22 protein-coding genes and 1 tRNA gene are annotated in these 19,005 nt (G+C 33.5%); 3 read left to right on the top strand and 20 right to left on the bottom strand.

Going from position 1 to position 19,005, the window contains the following annotated elements:
• Positions 1-2: 2 nt before the first annotated feature.
• Positions 3-497 (top strand): hydrolase, encoded by a 495-nt coding sequence (locus ACJJVT_RS08250; protein ID WP_405397860.1) that lies wholly within the window; start codon positions 3-5, stop codon positions 495-497.
• Here ACJJVT_RS08250 and ACJJVT_RS08245 read toward each other — a convergent pair.
• The 5 genes from ACJJVT_RS08245 to ACJJVT_RS08225 form a co-directional block, all read right to left on the bottom strand.
• The gene (locus ACJJVT_RS08245; protein ID WP_405397858.1) at positions 494-1,153 is read right to left on the bottom strand and encodes an alpha/beta hydrolase; all 660 of its coding nucleotides are present in this window, start codon (positions 1,151-1,153) and stop codon (positions 494-496) included. The two genes, ACJJVT_RS08250 and ACJJVT_RS08245, sit on opposite strands and share 4 nt — an antisense overlap.
• Positions 1,154-1,157: 4 nt before the next feature.
• Positions 1,158-1,487 (bottom strand): hypothetical protein, encoded by a 330-nt coding sequence (locus ACJJVT_RS08240; RefSeq protein WP_405397856.1) that lies wholly within the window; start codon positions 1,485-1,487, stop codon positions 1,158-1,160.
• Position 1,488: 1 nt separating this feature from the next.
• Entirely contained in the window at positions 1,489-2,748 is a 1,260-nt protein-coding gene (locus ACJJVT_RS08235) for a dihydroorotase (protein ID WP_405397855.1), read from the bottom strand.
• A 26-nt stretch (positions 2,749-2,774) separates the two neighbouring features.
• Positions 2,775-4,691, bottom strand: a complete 1,917-nt coding sequence (locus ACJJVT_RS08230; protein ID WP_405397854.1) for a BatA domain-containing protein — start codon at positions 4,689-4,691, stop codon at positions 2,775-2,777.
• Between the two features lie 82 nt (positions 4,692-4,773).
• Positions 4,774-5,781 carry a glycosyltransferase family 2 protein gene (locus ACJJVT_RS08225; RefSeq protein ID WP_405397853.1) on the bottom strand — a complete coding sequence of 336 codons (1,008 nt, stop codon included), beginning with the start codon at positions 5,779-5,781 and terminating at the stop codon, positions 4,774-4,776.
• Positions 5,782-5,939: 158 nt separating this feature from the next.
• Between ACJJVT_RS08225 and ACJJVT_RS08220 the strand changes: the two genes are divergently transcribed.
• A tRNA-Ser gene (locus tag ACJJVT_RS08220) sits at positions 5,940-6,024 on the top strand.
• A gap of 458 nt (positions 6,025-6,482) precedes the next feature.
• Positions 6,483-7,805 carry an ATP-binding protein gene (locus tag ACJJVT_RS08215; protein WP_405397852.1) on the top strand — a complete coding sequence of 441 codons (1,323 nt, stop codon included), beginning with the start codon at positions 6,483-6,485 and terminating at the stop codon, positions 7,803-7,805.
• Here the strand turns inward: ACJJVT_RS08215 and ACJJVT_RS08210 are convergent.
• The 15 genes from ACJJVT_RS08210 to ACJJVT_RS08140 all read right to left on the bottom strand — a co-directional run bounded on the left by ACJJVT_RS08210 (position 7,802) and on the right by ACJJVT_RS08140 (position 19,003).
• Positions 7,802-8,821, bottom strand: a complete 1,020-nt coding sequence (locus tag ACJJVT_RS08210; protein WP_405397850.1) for an adenosine deaminase — start codon at positions 8,819-8,821, stop codon at positions 7,802-7,804. The genes ACJJVT_RS08215 and ACJJVT_RS08210 overlap by 4 nt on opposite strands.
• A 98-nt stretch (positions 8,822-8,919) precedes the next feature.
• Positions 8,920-9,303, bottom strand: a complete 384-nt coding sequence (locus tag ACJJVT_RS08205) for a DUF3037 domain-containing protein (RefSeq protein ID WP_405397848.1) — start codon at positions 9,301-9,303, stop codon at positions 8,920-8,922.
• Positions 9,293-10,072: a HipA family kinase gene (locus ACJJVT_RS08200; RefSeq protein WP_405397846.1), complete on the bottom strand. Its 780-nt coding sequence runs from the start codon at positions 10,070-10,072 to the stop codon at positions 9,293-9,295. Before ACJJVT_RS08200 ends, ACJJVT_RS08205 begins: the two co-directional genes overlap by 11 nt.
• Before the next feature lie 93 nt (positions 10,073-10,165).
• Complete coding sequence (locus ACJJVT_RS08195) at positions 10,166-10,819, bottom strand: hypothetical protein (protein WP_405397844.1); 654 nt, start codon at positions 10,817-10,819, stop codon at positions 10,166-10,168.
• Between the two features lie 39 nt (positions 10,820-10,858).
• Positions 10,859-11,128 (bottom strand): hypothetical protein, encoded by a 270-nt coding sequence (locus ACJJVT_RS08190; protein WP_405397843.1) that lies wholly within the window; start codon positions 11,126-11,128, stop codon positions 10,859-10,861.
• Positions 11,129-11,226: 98 nt separating this feature from the next.
• A complete protein-coding gene (locus ACJJVT_RS08185; RefSeq protein ID WP_405397842.1) occupies positions 11,227-11,904 on the bottom strand; it encodes a hypothetical protein in 678 nt (225 codons plus the stop codon).
• 117 nt (positions 11,905-12,021) lie between these two features.
• Complete coding sequence (locus ACJJVT_RS08180) at positions 12,022-12,753, bottom strand: YoaK family protein (protein WP_405397840.1); 732 nt, start codon at positions 12,751-12,753, stop codon at positions 12,022-12,024.
• 270 nt (positions 12,754-13,023) lie between these two features.
• Positions 13,024-13,467, bottom strand: a complete 444-nt coding sequence (locus ACJJVT_RS08175; protein ID WP_405397838.1) for a hypothetical protein — start codon at positions 13,465-13,467, stop codon at positions 13,024-13,026.
• A 25-nt stretch (positions 13,468-13,492) separates the two neighbouring features.
• Positions 13,493-15,193, bottom strand: coding sequence for a DUF4375 domain-containing protein (locus ACJJVT_RS08170; protein WP_405397837.1), 1,701 nt, complete (start codon positions 15,191-15,193; stop codon positions 13,493-13,495).
• 59 nt (positions 15,194-15,252) lie between these two features.
• Complete coding sequence (locus ACJJVT_RS08165) at positions 15,253-15,573, bottom strand: hypothetical protein (RefSeq protein WP_405397835.1); 321 nt, start codon at positions 15,571-15,573, stop codon at positions 15,253-15,255.
• A 231-nt stretch (positions 15,574-15,804) separates the two neighbouring features.
• Entirely contained in the window at positions 15,805-16,062 is a 258-nt protein-coding gene (locus ACJJVT_RS08160; protein WP_405397833.1) for a hypothetical protein, read from the bottom strand.
• A 9-nt stretch (positions 16,063-16,071) separates the two neighbouring features.
• The gene (locus tag ACJJVT_RS08155; protein ID WP_405397832.1) at positions 16,072-16,494 is read right to left on the bottom strand and encodes a hypothetical protein; all 423 of its coding nucleotides are present in this window, start codon (positions 16,492-16,494) and stop codon (positions 16,072-16,074) included.
• A 253-nt stretch (positions 16,495-16,747) separates the two neighbouring features.
• The gene (locus tag ACJJVT_RS08150; protein ID WP_405397831.1) at positions 16,748-17,476 is read right to left on the bottom strand and encodes a hypothetical protein; all 729 of its coding nucleotides are present in this window, start codon (positions 17,474-17,476) and stop codon (positions 16,748-16,750) included.
• Between the two features lie 46 nt (positions 17,477-17,522).
• Entirely contained in the window at positions 17,523-18,350 is an 828-nt protein-coding gene (locus tag ACJJVT_RS08145) for a hypothetical protein (protein WP_405397830.1), read from the bottom strand.
• Positions 18,351-18,529: 179 nt separating this feature from the next.
• Complete coding sequence (locus ACJJVT_RS08140) at positions 18,530-19,003, bottom strand: hypothetical protein (RefSeq protein ID WP_405397828.1); 474 nt, start codon at positions 19,001-19,003, stop codon at positions 18,530-18,532.
• Positions 19,004-19,005: the final 2 nt, after the last annotated feature.

Raw genomic sequence — 19,005 nt, 5'->3', positions numbered from 1 at the left:
CTATGAAGAGCAAAATATACCTTTATTTATTTCTATTTGTATCCTTAATCTGTTTATACCTAGTGGTTAGCAGTGGTAATATGACTAAAGCTAATGCTGAAACAATAACAAGGCTAGAAAGTAAGGTTGAAAATTTGAAAGACTCGCTTCAGAAATCTTCTTTGAAGGTGCTTGATATGCAGTATTTCTCTTTAGAGAACAACGACGATGCACTTGCTTATTTCGAGCATTTAAATATGAGCGATCCTGCAGCCTATGTTGCCGATAAATTATTGGAAACCAATGCTCAAAAAGGTGATAACCCTTTAGTGCCTTATGAAGGAATGCAGAACGATTTCAAAATCAATAAAATAAAAGTTCTAAACCATAAATGGATACTTACCGATTTCTCTGATGGTAAATATTGGGGTGAGCTATTGATCAAGTATGAATTAAAAGATGACCTAGGTGTAGATTTCACCTTAATTGATCACTTATTATATACCCAAAGCAACTAGATTTTATCTGAAATCCATTTTTTAAGTGAGTAGAAATTCTGCGGTGCAACACCATGCCCTGCAGGAAACTCTTCATATACATGCTTAATACCCAATGTTGTTAATAATTCTGGTGCTTTTCTAGCCCAATCTACCGGTATCACTTGATCCATATCGCCATGAGAGCAATAGAAATTAAGGTTATCGAAGTTATTATCCTTATAAGAATCAATTAATACATCTTCATTAATATATCCGCTTAAAGCGATAATATTTTTTACTTTTTCAGGATATGATAAGGCTACTGCATAACTAAGAATGGTACCTTGACTAAAGCCTAAAAGGTTTACATTATTTTCATCTAGCCCATAAGTAGAACAGGCTTCATCAATGAAATTCTTGATTTTGTCGCGAGATTCAATGGCTTGATTATCATCGCTCCATTTTCCTTTTTCATCATCAAAATTAATGGCGTACCAAGCATAACCATAAGGCTGTAATATATAAGGAGCACGAACGGCTATTATACATAGTTCTTCTGGCAATTCTGGTGCGAAAGAAAATAAATCTTCTTCATTACTACCGTAACCATGCAGCATAAAAAGTACTGGTGGTTTTTTATCGGTTAGGCTAGAAGGCTTAATAATGTGTTCTAAAGAAAGGGGAGCTGTTGTCATTATATTAATTTATAAAAGTGAACCATTTTTGAAAGTAAGGTCCCAATACGGGAACTTCTTGTTCTTTGTTTGCCAATAGGCCTAAAAAGGCATAAAACCATAGAACAATATAGAATATGTAAAGACCGTAAAAGCCATACTCATTACCCCATTGCGCATTTAATATGGCAAAAGCCAGAAAGATAATATGAAGTCCGAAAGCTTGTCTTGTGTGAAAACGAGCAAATTTGTGTTTTGGTTCTGAATTCATACTGATCGCAATTAGTGCTCCTACAATTGTAAGGTAGGCCACAATGGCAGTTGTTTTTCCGGGTAATTCGGGAGCTTTCTCCATGTTACTTATTTAATACTAATTGGTTATTTGCAATAGATCCAACTACTTTTCCTTTCATTGGTTTGCCGATTGCGATGGAGTTTTTACTGGAGCTAAGGATCTGATCTTCTGAAAATTCGTAAGCGTCATCTGCAGTAAAAAGAGAAAGGTTTGCTGGTTGTCCAACTTTTAATTCTGGCTCTTTCATTCCGAAAACTGATCTTCCTTTTGTAAGCAGTTCAATAGTGTCTTCAGCACCTAAAAGTTCGTTCAACATACCGAAGATGCTTTCTAGACCTATGGTGCCAAAAGCAGCATTATCAAACTCCACATGCTTCAGTTCAACATTCAATGGTGTGTGATCAGATGTTACAAAATCTATAGTTCCGTTTTTTACTCCTTTTTGAAGTGCCTTTATATCTGCTGCCGTTCTCAGTGGTGGCATTACTTTATATTGTGTGTCGAAATCTTCTAGCGCACTATCGGTAATAACAAGGTTGTGTGCTGCTACGCTGCAGAATACTTGCAATCCCTTTTTCTTGGCATCGGCTATCAGTTTTACAGAACTTGCCGTAGAAATGGTTGGGATAAATAATTTTCCGCCTGTATATTCTAAGATAAATAAATCTCTTGCAATCTGTAATTCTTCTGCTAGGGCAGGTATCCCTTTTAGTCCTAATTTGGTACTGGTAATACCTTCATTAACGATGCCTTTGCCAGATATGCTTTTATCCAACGGAAAAGAAAATACGAGTCCGTCGAAATTCTGAGCATACTGCAACGCAATTTTTAAAAGGTTGGCATTTGCCATTGGGTGCTTGTAGTCATAAAAGCCTAATGCACCTGCATTTTTCATATCATAAAGCTCTGCGAGTACTTCGCCATCACCTTTAACAGTTAGGTTGCCTAAAGGGTGTAAACCTGTTAATTGATGTTTGGCTGCATTTTTTAAATACACAATATTAGAAGCTGAATCTGGTGTTGGGTAGCTGCTGGTATTTAAGATGACATCTGTAAATCCGCTTTTGGCAGCCGTTAACAATCCGTTTTCAATAGTTTCTCTCTCTTCATACCCAGGCTCGCCAAAACTAACGCCGCTATCAAACCATCCTAAAGAAACATGTAAATTTTTAATATCGACAACCTTTGTTTTGCCACTAGGTTCAATAGTAGTTTCAATAGCATCTATAACTCCGTTTTTAATAAGAATATCCCGCTTCTTTAAATGAAGACTCTTTGTGTTCCCATTTACTATCGTAACAGATTTTAAAAGTATATTCATAGGGTTATGGCTGGTTCGTTACTAGTTTATTTTAAGAATCTTTGAAGTGCCGTTTCTATTAAAACAAATGCTAATGCTAAAATAGCAAACCATTTCCAAAACTCGTTTATGGCATTGTTTTTTTGACTTTCTAAAAAGAAATTCGATAGTGATGTATCGCTGTTATTTTCTGGTAAAGGAGTGTAAATTAATACACTCTCTTCTCTGTTGTTATTAAAACTGATGCTTCTAATGGTTTTGTCATTGTGCATAATTTTATAGATGCCGGCTTCTTTCGGATTCTCTATAAAATTGACCTGTACTTTTTTTGGCAATACGCGTTGTTGCGGTATAAACTCATTGGTTTCGTTGGCGATTTTAATAATATCGTCTTGCTGTAGGGTAATTGGTAATTCTATTTCAACGTCAGTGCCAATAGTTGCATACAGTGGCGGTAGCTTTAAACTGTTCATACCCATATTGTAGAATGCAGGTACTATTAAAGGTGAATTTTTGAAATTTGAATTATCGCTACTAATTGCTGCAGTAAAGAAATACCCATTTTTATTCCCTATTAAAAACGGCTCTTTATTTTGAAAAGAAAGTGCTGTCGGTGCTTTAGAATTAATTTTGAAATATTCTTTTACAGTGGGAAATTGAAAATCGCTAACCTTTTTATCAAACACATTTATAAACAAAGGATGTGCTGTCTTTACTTCGGAAATTGCAATCTCTTGTGATACTCCGTTTAAGAATTTACTATTGAAATATGCGGATGCTAATTCGTTATAAGAAGCTATATCGCCATCAACTGAGGGAATCAAAACAAAACTGCCGCCATTATTACTTAAAGACTTCAGAGCCGTATTAAGAGCGCTTGGTATTTTTTGAATCTGGTTAAGTATAACCAAATCTTGATTCTCTATAGTGCTGTAATTCAATTGATTTAATGTGCTTACCACAAAATCAAAATCATTTTCGGTATAGATGCGTCTTAAGAAATCTGCTGACGAATCACCGATTGCCAATACCTTAATTTTCGATTTCTTATCAATGTTAAAGAAGAATCGGTTGTCATAATCCAAGCCGGTATCTGTGATACTTACCTTGCCTAAAATAATATCGTTGGCGTTGACAGTAAACCGGACTTCAGCCGTATTACTAGTATCAAATTTAGCAGATGTTTTAGCGATAAGTTTGTTATCGTTGAATAAAGAAACTGGTATAGTTTCATCATTAGCATTGGTAGATAGTAGCGCAACCAATTCAATGTTATCATTAGTCCGTTCGGCAATAAATACAGAATCAATAGATGTATTCGTAATTGGTGCGTTAGACGGTTTTATGTACTGAATATTGATATTTCTTGTTGAATCAATCTCGCCAAGGTCTCCCATACGTTGCTGAAAATCTGAAATAATCACTAGGTTTTTTTGAGATGCGGCATTATCGCTGAAATAGGTATTTCCTTTTAAAATAATTTCGGTAACACCCAACTGATCGGCAGCTACGGTAAGATTCAACAATTCGTTTTGAATATCTTTTACTTCAACATCTTTAAATACCTGTTTGTTGGTGAATAAAGTAAAGCGTTGGTCGTTAGGTATGTATTTTATAAAATCTTGTATCGTGTTTTTAAAGAGATTGCCATTTTCAATTTGCCCGTTCATACTAAAAGAATCGTCTAAGTAGAAAACGGTTTCTTTTTCTTGAAGTGCAGCGTCATTGGCAATAAATGGCTGTGCAAATGCTAGTACTAAAGCCGCTAATAAGCCCATTCTAGTAAAAAGTAATAACCACTTTTTTAAGGTGCTACTTTTTCTAGATTCAGAAACTACTTGTTTTAAGAACTTTACGTTGGTAAAGGGCGTTTTCTTAAATCGACGTAATTGAAAAAGATGAATAATAATCGGAATGAGTAGTAGTAAAAGACCCCAAAGAAGTTCTGGATATTTAAATTGCATTCCTGATTTTGCTTATGCCAAAGATAATTATTTTGAAATTAGAAGCTTGTGAGAATGCAACTATTATTTTTATGAATATTACTTAGCAAAAGAAGAAATAATCTACAGCAGGTTTTAAATTCAATTCTTTAAAAAAAGAAGTAATGCTCATTTGGTCTTCCTCATTGGCAACAGTAATCATACACTTAGTATTTTTTATATTTTGAAGTGCTGTATAGTGTTCAAGTCGCACACCATAAATATCTTTGCCTATTTTCTTTTCATTATCACAAACCCAATGAAAGTTAATATTCTTTTCTACGAGCGAGTTGGCAATAGTTTTTCCTTTTTTACCAGCACCCCAAACCACTAAGTTGTTTGTTGGTTTGATTTCTAATTTTAAAAAGTAATGCAGTTTTATATCTAAAAAGTAATTCTGTGCATAGTGCTCGCTGGTACGCGATGTTCTGTTGTCGTAATCTCGCCAATAGTGCAGGGTAGTGGAGCAGGGTATACATTTCAATCCGTATTCATAGAAACGAAAAGCAAGGTCATAATCTTCAGGATATCGGTCTGGCATAAACGCTCCGCAGTTGTCAAAGTCTTCTTTATGAACCATCCAGCAGGGCGATGGTATTACGCACTCTTTATATATCTCTTTAAAATTTTCTCCGGTAGCAGTCAGTTTGTTGAGCCACTTCTCGTAGCGATCATAGCCATCGTTTACTCCCGCTTTAGAAAAATACTTCACCTTTCCAACGGCAAGAGTTCCTATACCTTCTTTTACCAAAGAATCGACCATTATTTTAATACGGTCTTTGGTCATGTGGTCATCGGCATCCATTCGAGAGATAAAATTACCAGAACTATTTATGTACGCTTTTCTGAGAGCAGTTATAATGCCCGATTCATCATTAGAGAATATTTTAAATCGATTATCTTCAGCAGCAAATTTATTTGCAATTAATAGACTGTTGTCGCTAGAATTATCATTTACGGCAATGACTTCCCAATTTTTATAGGTTTGATTTTGGATGGATTTCAGACAATCTTCAAAATAATCTTCAACATTCTTAAAAGGAATCAATATGCTTACTAGCGAATTTACCATTGCGGCAAGGTAATAAATAACTGAATTTCAACCTTTTCATTTGCTTTGAAAAGTTCAGAAAAAAATGAGTTGAAAAATAATTAAGAAAAGGCTTTAATAGATAAGAAAACCTTTATATATTTGCACCCGCATTCAGGGAATACCTGATGAGGCACTCAGGAGAAATGGCAGAGTGGTCGAATGCGGCAGTCTTGAAAACTGTTGAGGGTCACACCTCCGGGGGTTCGAATCCCTCTTTCTCCGCTTAGAGCAAAGCTCAATATCTTTTTGATATTGAGCTTTTTTCTTTTTACGGACTTCAAAAGCTTGCTTTTGTAAGGACGGAAAAAGAAAAAGTTCATAAATCTGCGAGAGCAGATTTGAGCTTTATTGTCAGGTGCGTAGGTTGAGGGATGCACGGAGTGAATCCCTTGTTCGCAACTTCTTATGTCCAAAGCAAGCTTTTGTAAGGACGGAAAAAGAAAAAGTTCATAAATCTGCGAGAGCAGATTTGAGCTTTATTGTCAGGTGCGGAGGTTGAGGGTTGCACGGAGTGAATCACAACTATATATTTTAATCTCATTTTTGTAAATCCTCATTCATTCTCCAAGTCTGTATTTTAATAGGTTTATTTTTTACCGCTATTATATTATATTTAGCATATCAAAAGTAACATGCGCCTTATATTTGCTGTTGTTAAAACAACTTCTCTTAGATAGACTATGACAAAAGCCAAAATTCATGATAGGGAAAAAGAACGCCTTGCGCTTCTTAATTCATATTCCATTTTAGACACATTGCCTGAAAAAGATTATGATAACCTTACCAAACTTGCGGCAGAAATTTGTCAGACTCCAATTTCATTAATTACGCTGCTAGATGATAAAAGGCAGTGGTTTAAATCTCACTACGGACTAGGAGTTTCTGAAACACCGATTGAAGATGCTTTTTGTGCACATGCCATTACGGGTAATGACCCTATTTTCACCACCGAAGATGCTCGTGAAGATGATCGTTTTCATGATAACCCGTTAGTAACCGGTGACCCTAATATTGTTTTTTATGCTGGAATTCCGTTAAAAAATGCAAGTGGTTTGCCTTTAGGTACCTTATGTGTTATTGATAATAAGCCTAGAAAATTAACCGAGAGCCAAAAAGAATCATTGAATATTTTGTCTGAGCAGGTCATTAATTTATTGGAGCTTAGAAAGAATAAATTAGAGCTTGAAAGGGCACATAAAAAGTTGAAGAAATTCTCTAAAAAATTAGAGAAGAAAGTTTTTCAACGAACCAATCAATTAGAAATCAAGACTATAAAGTTAGAGTTGATGATAAACGATTTGGCATCGTTCAATCATATTTGTAGTCACGATTTGCAAGAGCCCTTGCGTAAAATACAAATGTTTATTTCTCAGGTCAGTGATAATGAGTTTAATAATTTATCTACTTCGGGTAAACATAAATTAGAACGAATAGATTTGTCTGCTGCTCGTATGCGTAATCTTATTCAAGATTTATTGACCTATGGCGCTACTGAAACTATAGATAATAGCTTAACAACGGTGTCTTTAAAAAAGTTGGTTTTAGATGTTAAAGATGTTTTAAGTGAAGAGTTAAAAGAGCATAAAACATTGCTTAAAATACCGAGTGATTGCGAAATTACTGTTCGACCCATACAGTTTAAGCAGTTGTTATTCAATCTATTTACTAATGCTATTAAGTTTACCAAAAAAGAAGATAAACCTGTAATTAAAGTATCAGGTAAAATTGTACAGGGTGCAGATTATCCTCTTTTACAATTACATGACGACAAGCGATATTCTCATATTATGGTAACCGATAATGGTATTGGTTTTGATCAGAAGTACGAAAGTAAAGTCTTTGAGATTTTTCAGCGCTTACACAGCGACGAAGAATATCAAGGCACGGGAATCGGACTCGCCATTGTAAAACGTATTGTTACTACGCATAACGGGCATATTACTGTAGAAAGCTCTCTTGGTAATGGTGCTGTTTTTGAAATATTTATACCCCTCGCAGATTAAAGCGATTTAAAGTAATCTTTCACTTCTTTTATATATTTTTCTTTGGATGTGGCACTCAACCAACTTGCTTCAAAACCATTTATTGCTAGTTGCTCAATTTGTGCTAAACTTAAATTAAGCGCTTTCGCAGTTTGGTAGTAGTTCTCGTTCATGTATCCGCCAAAATAGGCAGGGTCGTCTGAGTGTATAGTAGCCACAATTCCTTTATCAAGCATTTTAGCAACAGGATGCTCATCCATCTTCTGAATTACTTTTAAGGCAACATTACTGGTAGGGCAGAGGGTTAGGGCGATTTTATCATCTACCAATCTTTTAACCAAAGCTTCGTCTGTTAGGCAGCGATTGCCATGATCTATGCGTTCTACGTTTAAAATATCTAAAGCTTCCCATATATATTCTGCCGGACCTTCTTCACCTGCATGCGCAACAAGCTTGTAGCCATGTTCACCAGACGCTTTAAATACTTTTTCAAATTTACTTGGCGGGTTTCCCATTTCTGATGAATCTAAACCAACGCCATCGATAATGTCTTTGAACGGTAATGATTCTTCTAAGGTTTTAAAAGCATCTTCTTCACTCATATGACGCAAATAGCTCATGATGAGTTTGTAAGATATATTTAACTCATTTTTTCCCTTTTCTAGAGCGCGGTGAATTCCTTTTATCACCACATCAAAAGCAACACCTCTTTCGGTATGTGTCTGCGGGTCAAAAAACACCTCTACATGCTTTACATTTTCACTGTGTACTTTGGTTAAATACGCCCAAGTCAAGTCAAAGAAATCTTGCTCGTGTAATAGTACCTGCGCGCCAGCATAATAGATATCTAAAAATTCTTGAAGGTTGTTGAATTTGTATGCTTCTTTAACCGATTCGATAGAATCGTATGGTAATGTAATATTGTTTCTTTTTGCAATCTCGAACATTAATTCTGGTTCAAAACTCCCTTCTAAGTGTAAGTGAAGTTCTGTTTTTGGAATGCCTTGAATTATTCTTTTTAGTTCTGATGATTGCATATTATTGATTTTAAAAAAAAAAGGCAAGCCTTTGACTTAATTAAATATTATTATTTCTAGAATATAATTAATATAAGAGTAGTAAAAAGTATTCAACTTTACAATACGTACTTATTAAATATGTCTTCTAACTCTTTTTCTGGTTCGGTACTGAGTCCGGATCGGGTAGTGGAACTTTGTATCACGGTGCTTCTGCATGCAGTTAACCACCCAAATCGATCAGGTAAATCTAACATTCCTATTGGTCCGCCAGCTTCCTTTCCTTCACAAATTAATTTCCAGGCTTTTAAATAATCATTCAGTATTTCATATTCAATTTCCGGAGAAAATGCTTTTAATTTATCCTCATTAATATGATATTTAATATCTAAAAATTTTGTCCGTTTACAGAACAGAATCACACCAACATTAAAGAACTCTTCTCGTTCTACCTTGGGTACAATCCTAACTATAGCAAATTTGAAGGTATGTCTATCTTGCATCTTTTGCTTCTTTAACTAAAACATCGATCATAGATAGCTTAGTGGTTATAAATTTAATATAGGCAGCTCTTTTTTCATCTGCATTTAAAACATCCGACTCACTTGTCAACCAATCTTCTGGTATTTTAGTTACAATTTCTGTTATTTTTTCTAACGTGATTAATTTTTGAATTTCTGCTGCAGCTTCAGGTAGGGCAGTGGCTTGGTGTATAAGCACATGGTCTTTTATAAACGGAAATGTTCTGGTAAGGTGACTCTCCCAAGTCTCCCAATTATGATGAAAATAGAAACTTGCTCCGTTATCTATCACCCATAATTCATTATGCCAGTATAATAGATTTGCATTTTTAGCGGTACGATCTATATTGCTAATTAAACTATCTAATACCACAACCTTTGAAGCTGTCATAGCATCTGCCGTTGAAATTAACGGATCAAATGTAATGGCACCAGATAGAAAGTGTAAACCAAGGTTAAGCCCTACGCTAAACTTCAATAAATCTTGAATTTCTTCGTCTGGCTCGGTCTGCCTAAAAGAATCTTCTAAATTCATAAATACCAACTCAGGTACTTTTAAACCGATGGCACGCGCCAATTCGCCACCAATAAACTCTGAGATGAGTGATTTTTTACCTTGCCCAGAGCCTCTAAACTTCAATACATAGAGAAAATCGTCGTCGGCTTTTACAATGGCAGGCATAGAGCCACCTTCGCGTAAGGGCTGTAAATATTGAACAACATCTACTGTTCTAATGTCAAGTGTATTCATAAAATTAAATATAGCGCTATAATGCTAAGCATAATACCGCAAATTTAATTGAACGATTTCTATTAGCTGCATTTTTAAAGAAAAGCAACACGATTATTCCACTAAAAACTGCGAAGTATATTCTAAAATAAAATCTGAGATGTAAGACTTAGTGGCAACCGGATCTTTTTGCGTGCTATTATTTTTTAATCTATTAAACAGTTCTTTGTAGGTTTCTGTTTTTTCAAAAGCTAAAAACTGGTTCTTTTTGAACATTATAAATTGATTGTGATTTAAATTTCTGGCTTCAGTAAAACATCCATTTTTAATTTCTAGAAGATTATAATTACTGTATGTTGAAGCATAACCCTGGTTTACATAGTTTACAATTTCGCCATAGGGAAGGGTTAAAATACCCGAATACCAATCAATAATTACTTTTTCATTATTGGGAAAAATATTAGTGTAAATAGAAACCCATTTCGTTTCTCCGTTTTCTTCGTAAACGGGTGTAGTTATGTCGGTCACAAGAAGCTGATTTTCTATAATTTCGAAATAAGCAACATAACCGCGCCATAATGCAGATGAAACTTGTTCGGGTTTTTTATCTTGGTGTTTCTCAAAATAGCGCTCTAACGGGTTGGTATGCAAGTCATAGACATTGCCTTCGTACATTAATTTATCTGGGTACTGCGCTGATACAAGGTCTTCTGTTTTAGCAAAATTTAATGAAATAAGTGAAATAAATAGAAATAGAATGCTTCTCATTTTAATAGGTGATGATTAAATATGTAGGTCAAGTAAAACCTATATAACATCGATTACGTTTTCTAAAATATAATGCGTGACGCCAACAATAGCTGCGATTATAGAAATAATAACAAAACGAAACAGCGTTGCTTTGCTATTACCTTGAAGTTTGTTGTTCAAATAAAATACGTCGAATAAAATGAATATAAGTGCAATTACACAGCCAACGATTGCGCCAACTTGTACTAAAGCCCATTCATATACCATACTTGCAAACGAGAATTTGTCATCGTCAGATTCTGGTGGTGCACCTAAAACTATGCGCATATGTAGAAACCCTAAAATTATGGCTACAATAAACCAGCCAAGGTATTTAAGTAGTCGTTTTACCATATATGGTTAACGCTTTTTGACTCGCTTTGTTATTACTCTACTTCATTTTCTAACGGAGAAATCATAATATGTGCTCTGTGCGTACCAGGATTCATAATCCATGGGTGATTGGGTGCAGACGGAGTTTCTGGTAACCCAATTGATGCTGATGTTGCAAATGGCGTGTATATTACATAACGTAGCCTTGCGCCATCTACTTTTGATGTTTCTACATCATAAGCAGCATTGGGACCGTAGTAAATGTGTAATGTAGAACCGGGAGTAATTTTAATTTTACCAGATTTTACTTCAGCTTCTCTAATTGCGAAAATTTCATCTGCAGATTTGCCTTCGGCACGTAATGCTCTACCTCTTGCCATAAAAGGGTCTAGGTCTTTATGGTAACAAGCAGCGTTGAAACCATCTTTCTTTGAGTCATCTGCAAGTACAATATATTCGCTATCACCTTCTTTTAAAGTTACAAACTCACCAGCCATATTATAACCAATTACTTTACTAGTAGCTCTACTTTCTGCAGGTGCTGCCATTAATGCCGTAGCAATAAGGTCTTCATCTGTTTCTATGGTTTTTAATTGCTTTTCAATTTTCGCAACGGCTTCTGTTCTTGTGTCTACATCTGTGCTTTCTGCAGATGTTGATTTAGATTTATCTGATGAATTACAAGAAACTAATAGTGCAGCGAAAAGGAATGTAGAGAGTAGATATTTCATGGTTTATGGTTTTTAGTTTAAGCTTTTTTAATATTCAAAGGATTATAGAATACTTTTAAAATTACGCAATCCTTTTTTATAAAATATAACTGAATGTTTCAAAAGGGTAATTAAAACTCAACGTTGCGTATATTTTCTTCTGGTACGTATAAATTGATATCTAAAATCATCATAAAATAAACTGCCCAATAAAATTAGTGCACCAACAATGAGTGCATTCAATTTTAAGTTGAGTTGCAGGTACAGAAATCCGCCGATTATTCCACCGAGAAAAAAGAAGCAAATAATGTAAAGACGGAGTTTAATATTAGATTTTAATTTTTCTCTATTTGGATGCCTTTCTGGAAAAAATAATTGCGATAACTCAATTCCTAAATCTGTAAATAGCCCCGTTAAGTGCGTTGTTCTTACCACTGCATTTGAAATTCTGGTGACGAAAGAATTTTGAAGCCCCATAGCAAAGAGAAGCGCGCAGATAATTATATCTGGATAAGTGATTTCAAAAGCATCGCTATAAAGCGGTATGGCTATTAGAATTAGACATTCAATTATAGTTGGTAGTACAAAAACATTTAATTTTTTATTCTTTCTAAATTTTTCGATCAGAAAACTCGAGAAGAAAGATCCAAAAAGAAAAGAAAATATATAGAGAAAATAAATCGTGCCTTTCCAGAATTCTAAATTAGCAACATCGTTCATGAAAAGTGCGAAATGCCCAGTAACATTGGTAGTTAGCTGGTTGTAAGCCAAAAATCCCGTTACATTTACAATGCCTGCTACAAAAGATAAAATAGTGGCAATTTGCAGATTGTGCTTTAATTTTCTGCTTTTGCCTTGATGTCTAAACATTGCGTTTATGATTTAATCGGTATTAGAAAACGAGACTAATAGCAATAACTATTTTCACTTCATGTACTAAAAGCGGAGAACTTTTAATGAAGTAATTATACTAATCAGTAAGATTTCTATGAATACAAAGGTATTTAAATCTATAGTTAAATAGCATTTGGGCATAAGCTTTTTACGGACTTATTTATTGAACCAAAGAATTTATTAAGTATTAAAGTTTATTAAGGTTCTATTACCTCATGTATTATAAGATTATAGCATAAAACTATGCTAACAAATATGACTCATAATATTTTTTCGACCCTTAGAGAAGAATCTAATTTCCCTTTTGTTCTTCATTTTTTTTCTACCAAAACCTGCTAAATTTAATCCTAAATTATAAAAATTGATATATCCCTTTATTTCCTTAGAAGGTTTGGCTCTAGGCATTTCAGATAAGATATTTATTAGATTTTTAGTTTCTAATATATCCACTTCTTTTACAATAATCGATAAGTTATCCATATTTAATTCATCAGTAAATCTGACATCTACAAGTCTCTTTCGAATAAAAATTAAAATAAAATCAGGATAATAAACACTTACTTCTCCCATGATTGGGTTATCTATTATCTTGTTTGGTTTTCCTATATTTTCTTCAACGTTTTCTTTAGATATTCCAAAATTTATATTTCCAACAGATATAAACGGAATGACTTCATATTTCTTTTTCATTTTTTTAATCTTAGTTAGCAGTGCATTATGAGCTGAGCCGTAGTTTAAAGTGAATGATTATATATGAATTTACCGCTATACCATCTTTTAAAGCAGGCTTAAACTTCATTTTATTAATGTTAGATTCTACTTCATCTTTTAGAAAACCATTGTCTGCCATTAAAAAATTTAATTTGATCGGTTTTCCATTTTCATCAATTGAAACAAAGTAGTTGTAACTTAATTCGTAATCTTGCGTGTAGCCATCAAAAACAGAAACCAAAGCTTTAAAGCTATCTTCTAGTTCTGTTTTGTTCAAGATAATGGGGTAGGAGTCTGCAGTTTCTAGTTCTCTATTTATAAGCCATTCATCTTCCATTTTGCAAACGATGGTCGTTTTTACTTTAGGATTTTTAAACATTGGTAACTCATCGTTCGAAATCAAGTTGCCAAATTCAAAGTACTTTTCTTCTTTTAAATTGCCATTATTATAATAGGATCGTGTATACCCATGTTGCTTTCCGTCTTTAAATTCTTGATATAGCGTAACCTTATCGTTTGTTACACTTTTAGAAACTCCATCTCTTAAATAGTTTTTATATGCTGTTTCATATATGCTTGTACTAGAGCGCGAAATCCATTCTGTATAATGAATACCTGTACCATTTATTAGGGTTTGTTCGCCATTTTCATTCCAATAATTAATTAAATATACTTTTTCGTTCTTGGCCTCACCTTCTAGTTTCTTGCTGCCATCTTTCCAAAATAAAAACCATTTGCCAATTCTTGTGGTATTATTGGCAAAATTACCTTCTTCCTTTAATTGACCATTGTCGTACCATTCTTTAAACACGCCAAATTTTTTGTCAGTATCGGCATTTCTTTCCTCTAGTTTTTTAGGAATACCGTTTTCATAAAACCATTTATGAATTAATTTGTTTTCTGTATCACCTTTAGTTACTTCATATTTTAAGATTCCATTTTCATAATACTCTTGGTAAATGCCTGTTTTCTTACCTTCTTTATATGCTATAAATTCCTTAAGGTTTCCATTTTGGAAGTAGATTTTGTATGCTCCGTGAATATGACCTTTTTGAATACTAAATTCTTCTTTTAACTTTTGATCTTCATAATACGTTTTGTAGGTGCCAGAAAAGTTTAAATCGAATGATAAACCGTCTTCGTCTATACAGATTTCATTGGGGTGCTTACGAATGTAATCTTCGATTAATGACATGGTATTAGTGTTCATTTCATAATATTTATCATCAAGTAAAGAAAGCTCATCTAACCTCTCATAGAGGTCACTACCAAACAAATCGCTTTGTTGCGCCTTGTTCATTAGTTTCTTGTTTTTTTGATAAATGTTGTCTGCTTTTCGAACCAATTCAGCCATGTCAACATCACCAATATATTCTAAACCTTTTATAATGGTTGGCATATAATCACCATAACCGTTGTAGTAGAATTGTACAAAGCCACCATTTGTAACCTGTGCGTCTAAATACCACCAATAGTAAAGTGCTTTTTGCCCGTATGATAATGATTTGCCACGCTCAATTTCATGTTCTTTATCTTGTACAAAATTTGATAACGGTTCAAGAACAAACCACCCAAAATCAAAACCACTTAGCTTATAGTAATCACCTTTATTAAGTTTTGGTTTAAAATGATCTTTTTCATTAAACGCCCAGTATGGGTCATTTTCATTGTTGTCTTTGCGACCAAAAATTCGAAATAAACTCATTTTTTAAATTTTATGGGTATTGTAACGGATGCTATCTTGATCTGTTTTCTAAGGTGAACTTACAATCCATCAAGTGCTGCAGATGAAGCTCCAAATAAGGCAAGATTAGCAAAAACAAAAAGTAATAGAATTATGCCTATTAATGAAATGAATAAACCGATCATAGCTAGTGTTCTTGGCTTTTTAAAAATTCCGATAAAAGAAAACATAAGACCTAAAAACCAAATAAACCAACCAAGAATAGGTACACAGCCTATAATAAGTGCCACAATAGATAATACAAAACCAGCGGTTCCAATGCCATTACTACTATTGTTTTGATTAATTATAATGGTTTGACCATTGTTGTTTTGAGAGTCATTTTGTTGCGTTTCACTCATAATATTCAAGTAATAGGTGGTTGTGGGTAGCGTTTTAGCTAACCGTGGTTATTCTTTATAATTATTCTACAGCCAAAATAGTAATTTCTTTTAGTAGAATTGTCTTACATTTTGTAGTAGTGTTAACAAGGTTGTTAAGAATATAAGATATTGCTGGTTTGCAAACAGTAGTTAGGTGCTTTGGTCTGATAATGGTCGATTTTTGTACAAGTCTTTTAATTTATAATCTACTTAAATCTGAACCTCAGAAATCCATTCTTCAGCTAGCTTTTCTACATAATCATTAAAGTTTTTGATTCCGTTTATAGTATGAAAGGTATATTCTGGTTGGTCTTTTAAAAATACAACGTCATCAAAACAATGGTCGGCAGAGAATAATAACACTTCATTATTTTTTGGATCATAAAATGTTAGTGCTCCATTCGCTTCTTTTACAAATGAGATGTAATTACTAGGATCTATTTTTGGTTTATGATACTCGGTGCACATAGCATCATATTAAACGTTCCAATCTCCGATTCCTTTACTACATTTTGATTTTGTAAATAAAAAATCTTGATTGTTCGCCAAACATGGCTCTGGCTGATTGTAAGATTCTTCAATGCCGCCAATTGCGTTTAATAGTATTTGATGCTCTTTTGAAATATTAAGGTCAGATATGCTTTCTGGCTCAATTTTACTCAGCCAGCCACAGCTTACATCATCAATGTTGGTCCAAGAGAAAAGTTTGAAAGGGAGGTCGTTGATTTTTAAATTCTGAATTCTTGCCTTGCGAACCAGTTTAGTCAAGTTTGGGAAAATGGATTGAAACTCGTCGGATAAATATATTTCATCCTCTATATTCGTTAATTCAACAGTGTCGGTTGGTTCTAGATACCAACTTATATCGCTTTTAAACTCTTCAAAATCTGGATTGATCATTTTGTAATTATTTAAAGGGGGTATTTAATTTTTTTATTTTTTGACTAAATGATTTCCATAAAATCAACACTACTATAGTAAGTGATGGAAGCAATAATAAAACTCCGCCAATTACTAATAAATGAATTAGACAACCGTCACTACTGCAAGGTCTATTTCCTTTAATAATTAGTGAAATTGAAAATACAACCACTATAAGACCTACAATAAATATAAGCCAACTTAAAATTCTACTTTTCAAAATGTAGTGCTATTATGAATAGTGATTTACACAGATGGCTCTATTGTTTTGTTTATCAAACAAAAGGTATGTGTCATTACCATCGGTAAAGAATTCGTAACCTATCGTATAGCCGATTTTTTCATAGTTGTCAACGGCAATGGAGTCAGGAAATATATACTCTTGGTTTATTTGTATATCAGCAAAACCGGTAGAATTATCATCTTTAATTTCGTGAACTACGGGACTAATTTTATCTGGTTTGCCCCATCCATCTATAATATGGCGAAAGGTTCCAAAGTTTCCTGTTTGTTTATAATTTAGTTTGTTTATAGAAAACTGATAGAAGGTTTCAAGAAAGTACTCTTCATCTAATTCCCCAAAATTCAAATCATATTTGTCTTTAATAGTTTGAATGTATTCTTCTGTTTTTACTTTGTTAGATAAATATGATGCTCCATTTTCATGAAAATCATCTTCTAATATTTTAACTATTTCTTTAGCTTCTTTGTGCCCTATGTATACATTTAAATCGCCATTAAATGAATATTTGCCATGGTTTAATTGAAAGCAGGTAAAACCAGTTTGGTTGTTTTCGTTTTTAATATCCTCATTTGTCCAAATACCATTACTTGAGACAATATATAAAGGTTGATTTAGGCTTGTTTCTATATCTGTAATTTTACAAAGCGAATAAAAGATGCCTTTTAATTGATCATTTTCAAAGACTTCACTAAAGTCTGGATATAATTCTATGTTCATATTTTCTAGATGATCTTTATGGTCTGTAAATTAAACTTTAATAATGCTAGCTACCGCTTATTTCTTCTTGTAAAAACTTATGTTTTCTCTTGTTAACACGCTTTATATTTTCAAGAATTTTTGTCTGTTTTTCAATCGGTAATTGTTTTAGTTTCTTTAAAAAGGTTGGATAAACTGTGGTTTTTGCATAAAACCAAAGCGGATTAGTAATGTTGTCGACCTGTCTCCAATGTTTACCATGATTGAGGGTTAATACCTCTAATAAAAAATCTAAATCTTCTAACCAGGCTTTTTTACCCTTTTTCCAGAATAAACCATTAAACGAAAATTCGCCTTCTTTTTCTCGAACTTCTTCAAGTCTGGTTTTCCAGCTTTCATCCCAATATTCTGGTATAGGGTCTTCTTTACTTTTAGAAACAGGTTTACCTAATTGTGCTAATATATCTTCCCATTTTTTGTCTTCAACGCTCCAGTTTTTTATAGCAGCAAATGCCGTTCGTTTTTCACTGGCAGTCCACTGTTTTGCTTCTTCAATAAAAACTTTTAATAGATCAATATTAGTAGAAATAGGAAGGTAAAATCTAAATACTTGGTCATATTTACCTATTCTTTTTTGAAATGAGGGAAGCCTTTTAGCAAGCGTTTGTGCTACTATATTTGGTGGAAATGCCCAAATGGCATTATATATACTTTCATATAAGCCAAAGTCTTCTTTTAGTTTGACCGAATCAATTAGTTTGTAGAGGTAGCTTATGCCTTCATCTCCATGTAATGAATATATTAAATCACTGAATTTTTTACTATCATCTTCTGTTTTTAAATCCCAGACCTTTTCAAGGTCTGCGCTCCAATTATCGAAGTTAGCTGTATTCATTTATAATTCTTTTTGTGGCCACCTAACTAAGGCGCAAATAACTATTTAAACTAATTTTACAGACGTTCTATTAAATGAACTAAATACTTCTTCTTTTGTTGTAAAAGGTATCTACGAATCTTAACTGCCTAAGTTCAAAAAATAAGTAGGTATACCGTGTTTATTATGGTTATACTAAATCACTCCCAATCTAAAATTTCTAATCCTGTACCTCCACTTTGGAGTGTAATTATTTTGAGCTCCATAGATTTATATTTTTCAGGTAAACCGAAATCTTTAAAATCTTCAGGACTTTGTTCTTTAAATTCTTTTAACCACTTTTTAGAATGATAAATGTTTATTATGCCTGAGTCCTTTTCAAACGACCAGCTATAATCTCTAAATGTTTCATTGCTGCAAAAACCTGAAGTTTTATCGTAGTTAACTCTGCATTTACCTGACTCAAGAAAGGTGACTATTATATTTAATTTTTCTTCTTGACTATTTGATGATTTCTCTTTTTTGAAAATGTATATATCATCTTCTAATTCATATTCATTAAGGTCAAGCGACCAAATGCCGTAGAAATCAGATTCATTGTATGACTTATCTTGAGCCTTTGCTGTTAAAGCAATTACAAAACAAATTAAAACCAAATACATCGCTTTCTTCATAC

This window comes from Maribacter sp. Asnod2-G09, from assembly GCF_045063795.1.
In the GTDB taxonomy this organism is placed as follows: Bacteria; Bacteroidota; Bacteroidia; order Flavobacteriales; family Flavobacteriaceae; genus Maribacter.
This window is presented reverse-complemented; position numbering and strand designations above follow the sequence as displayed.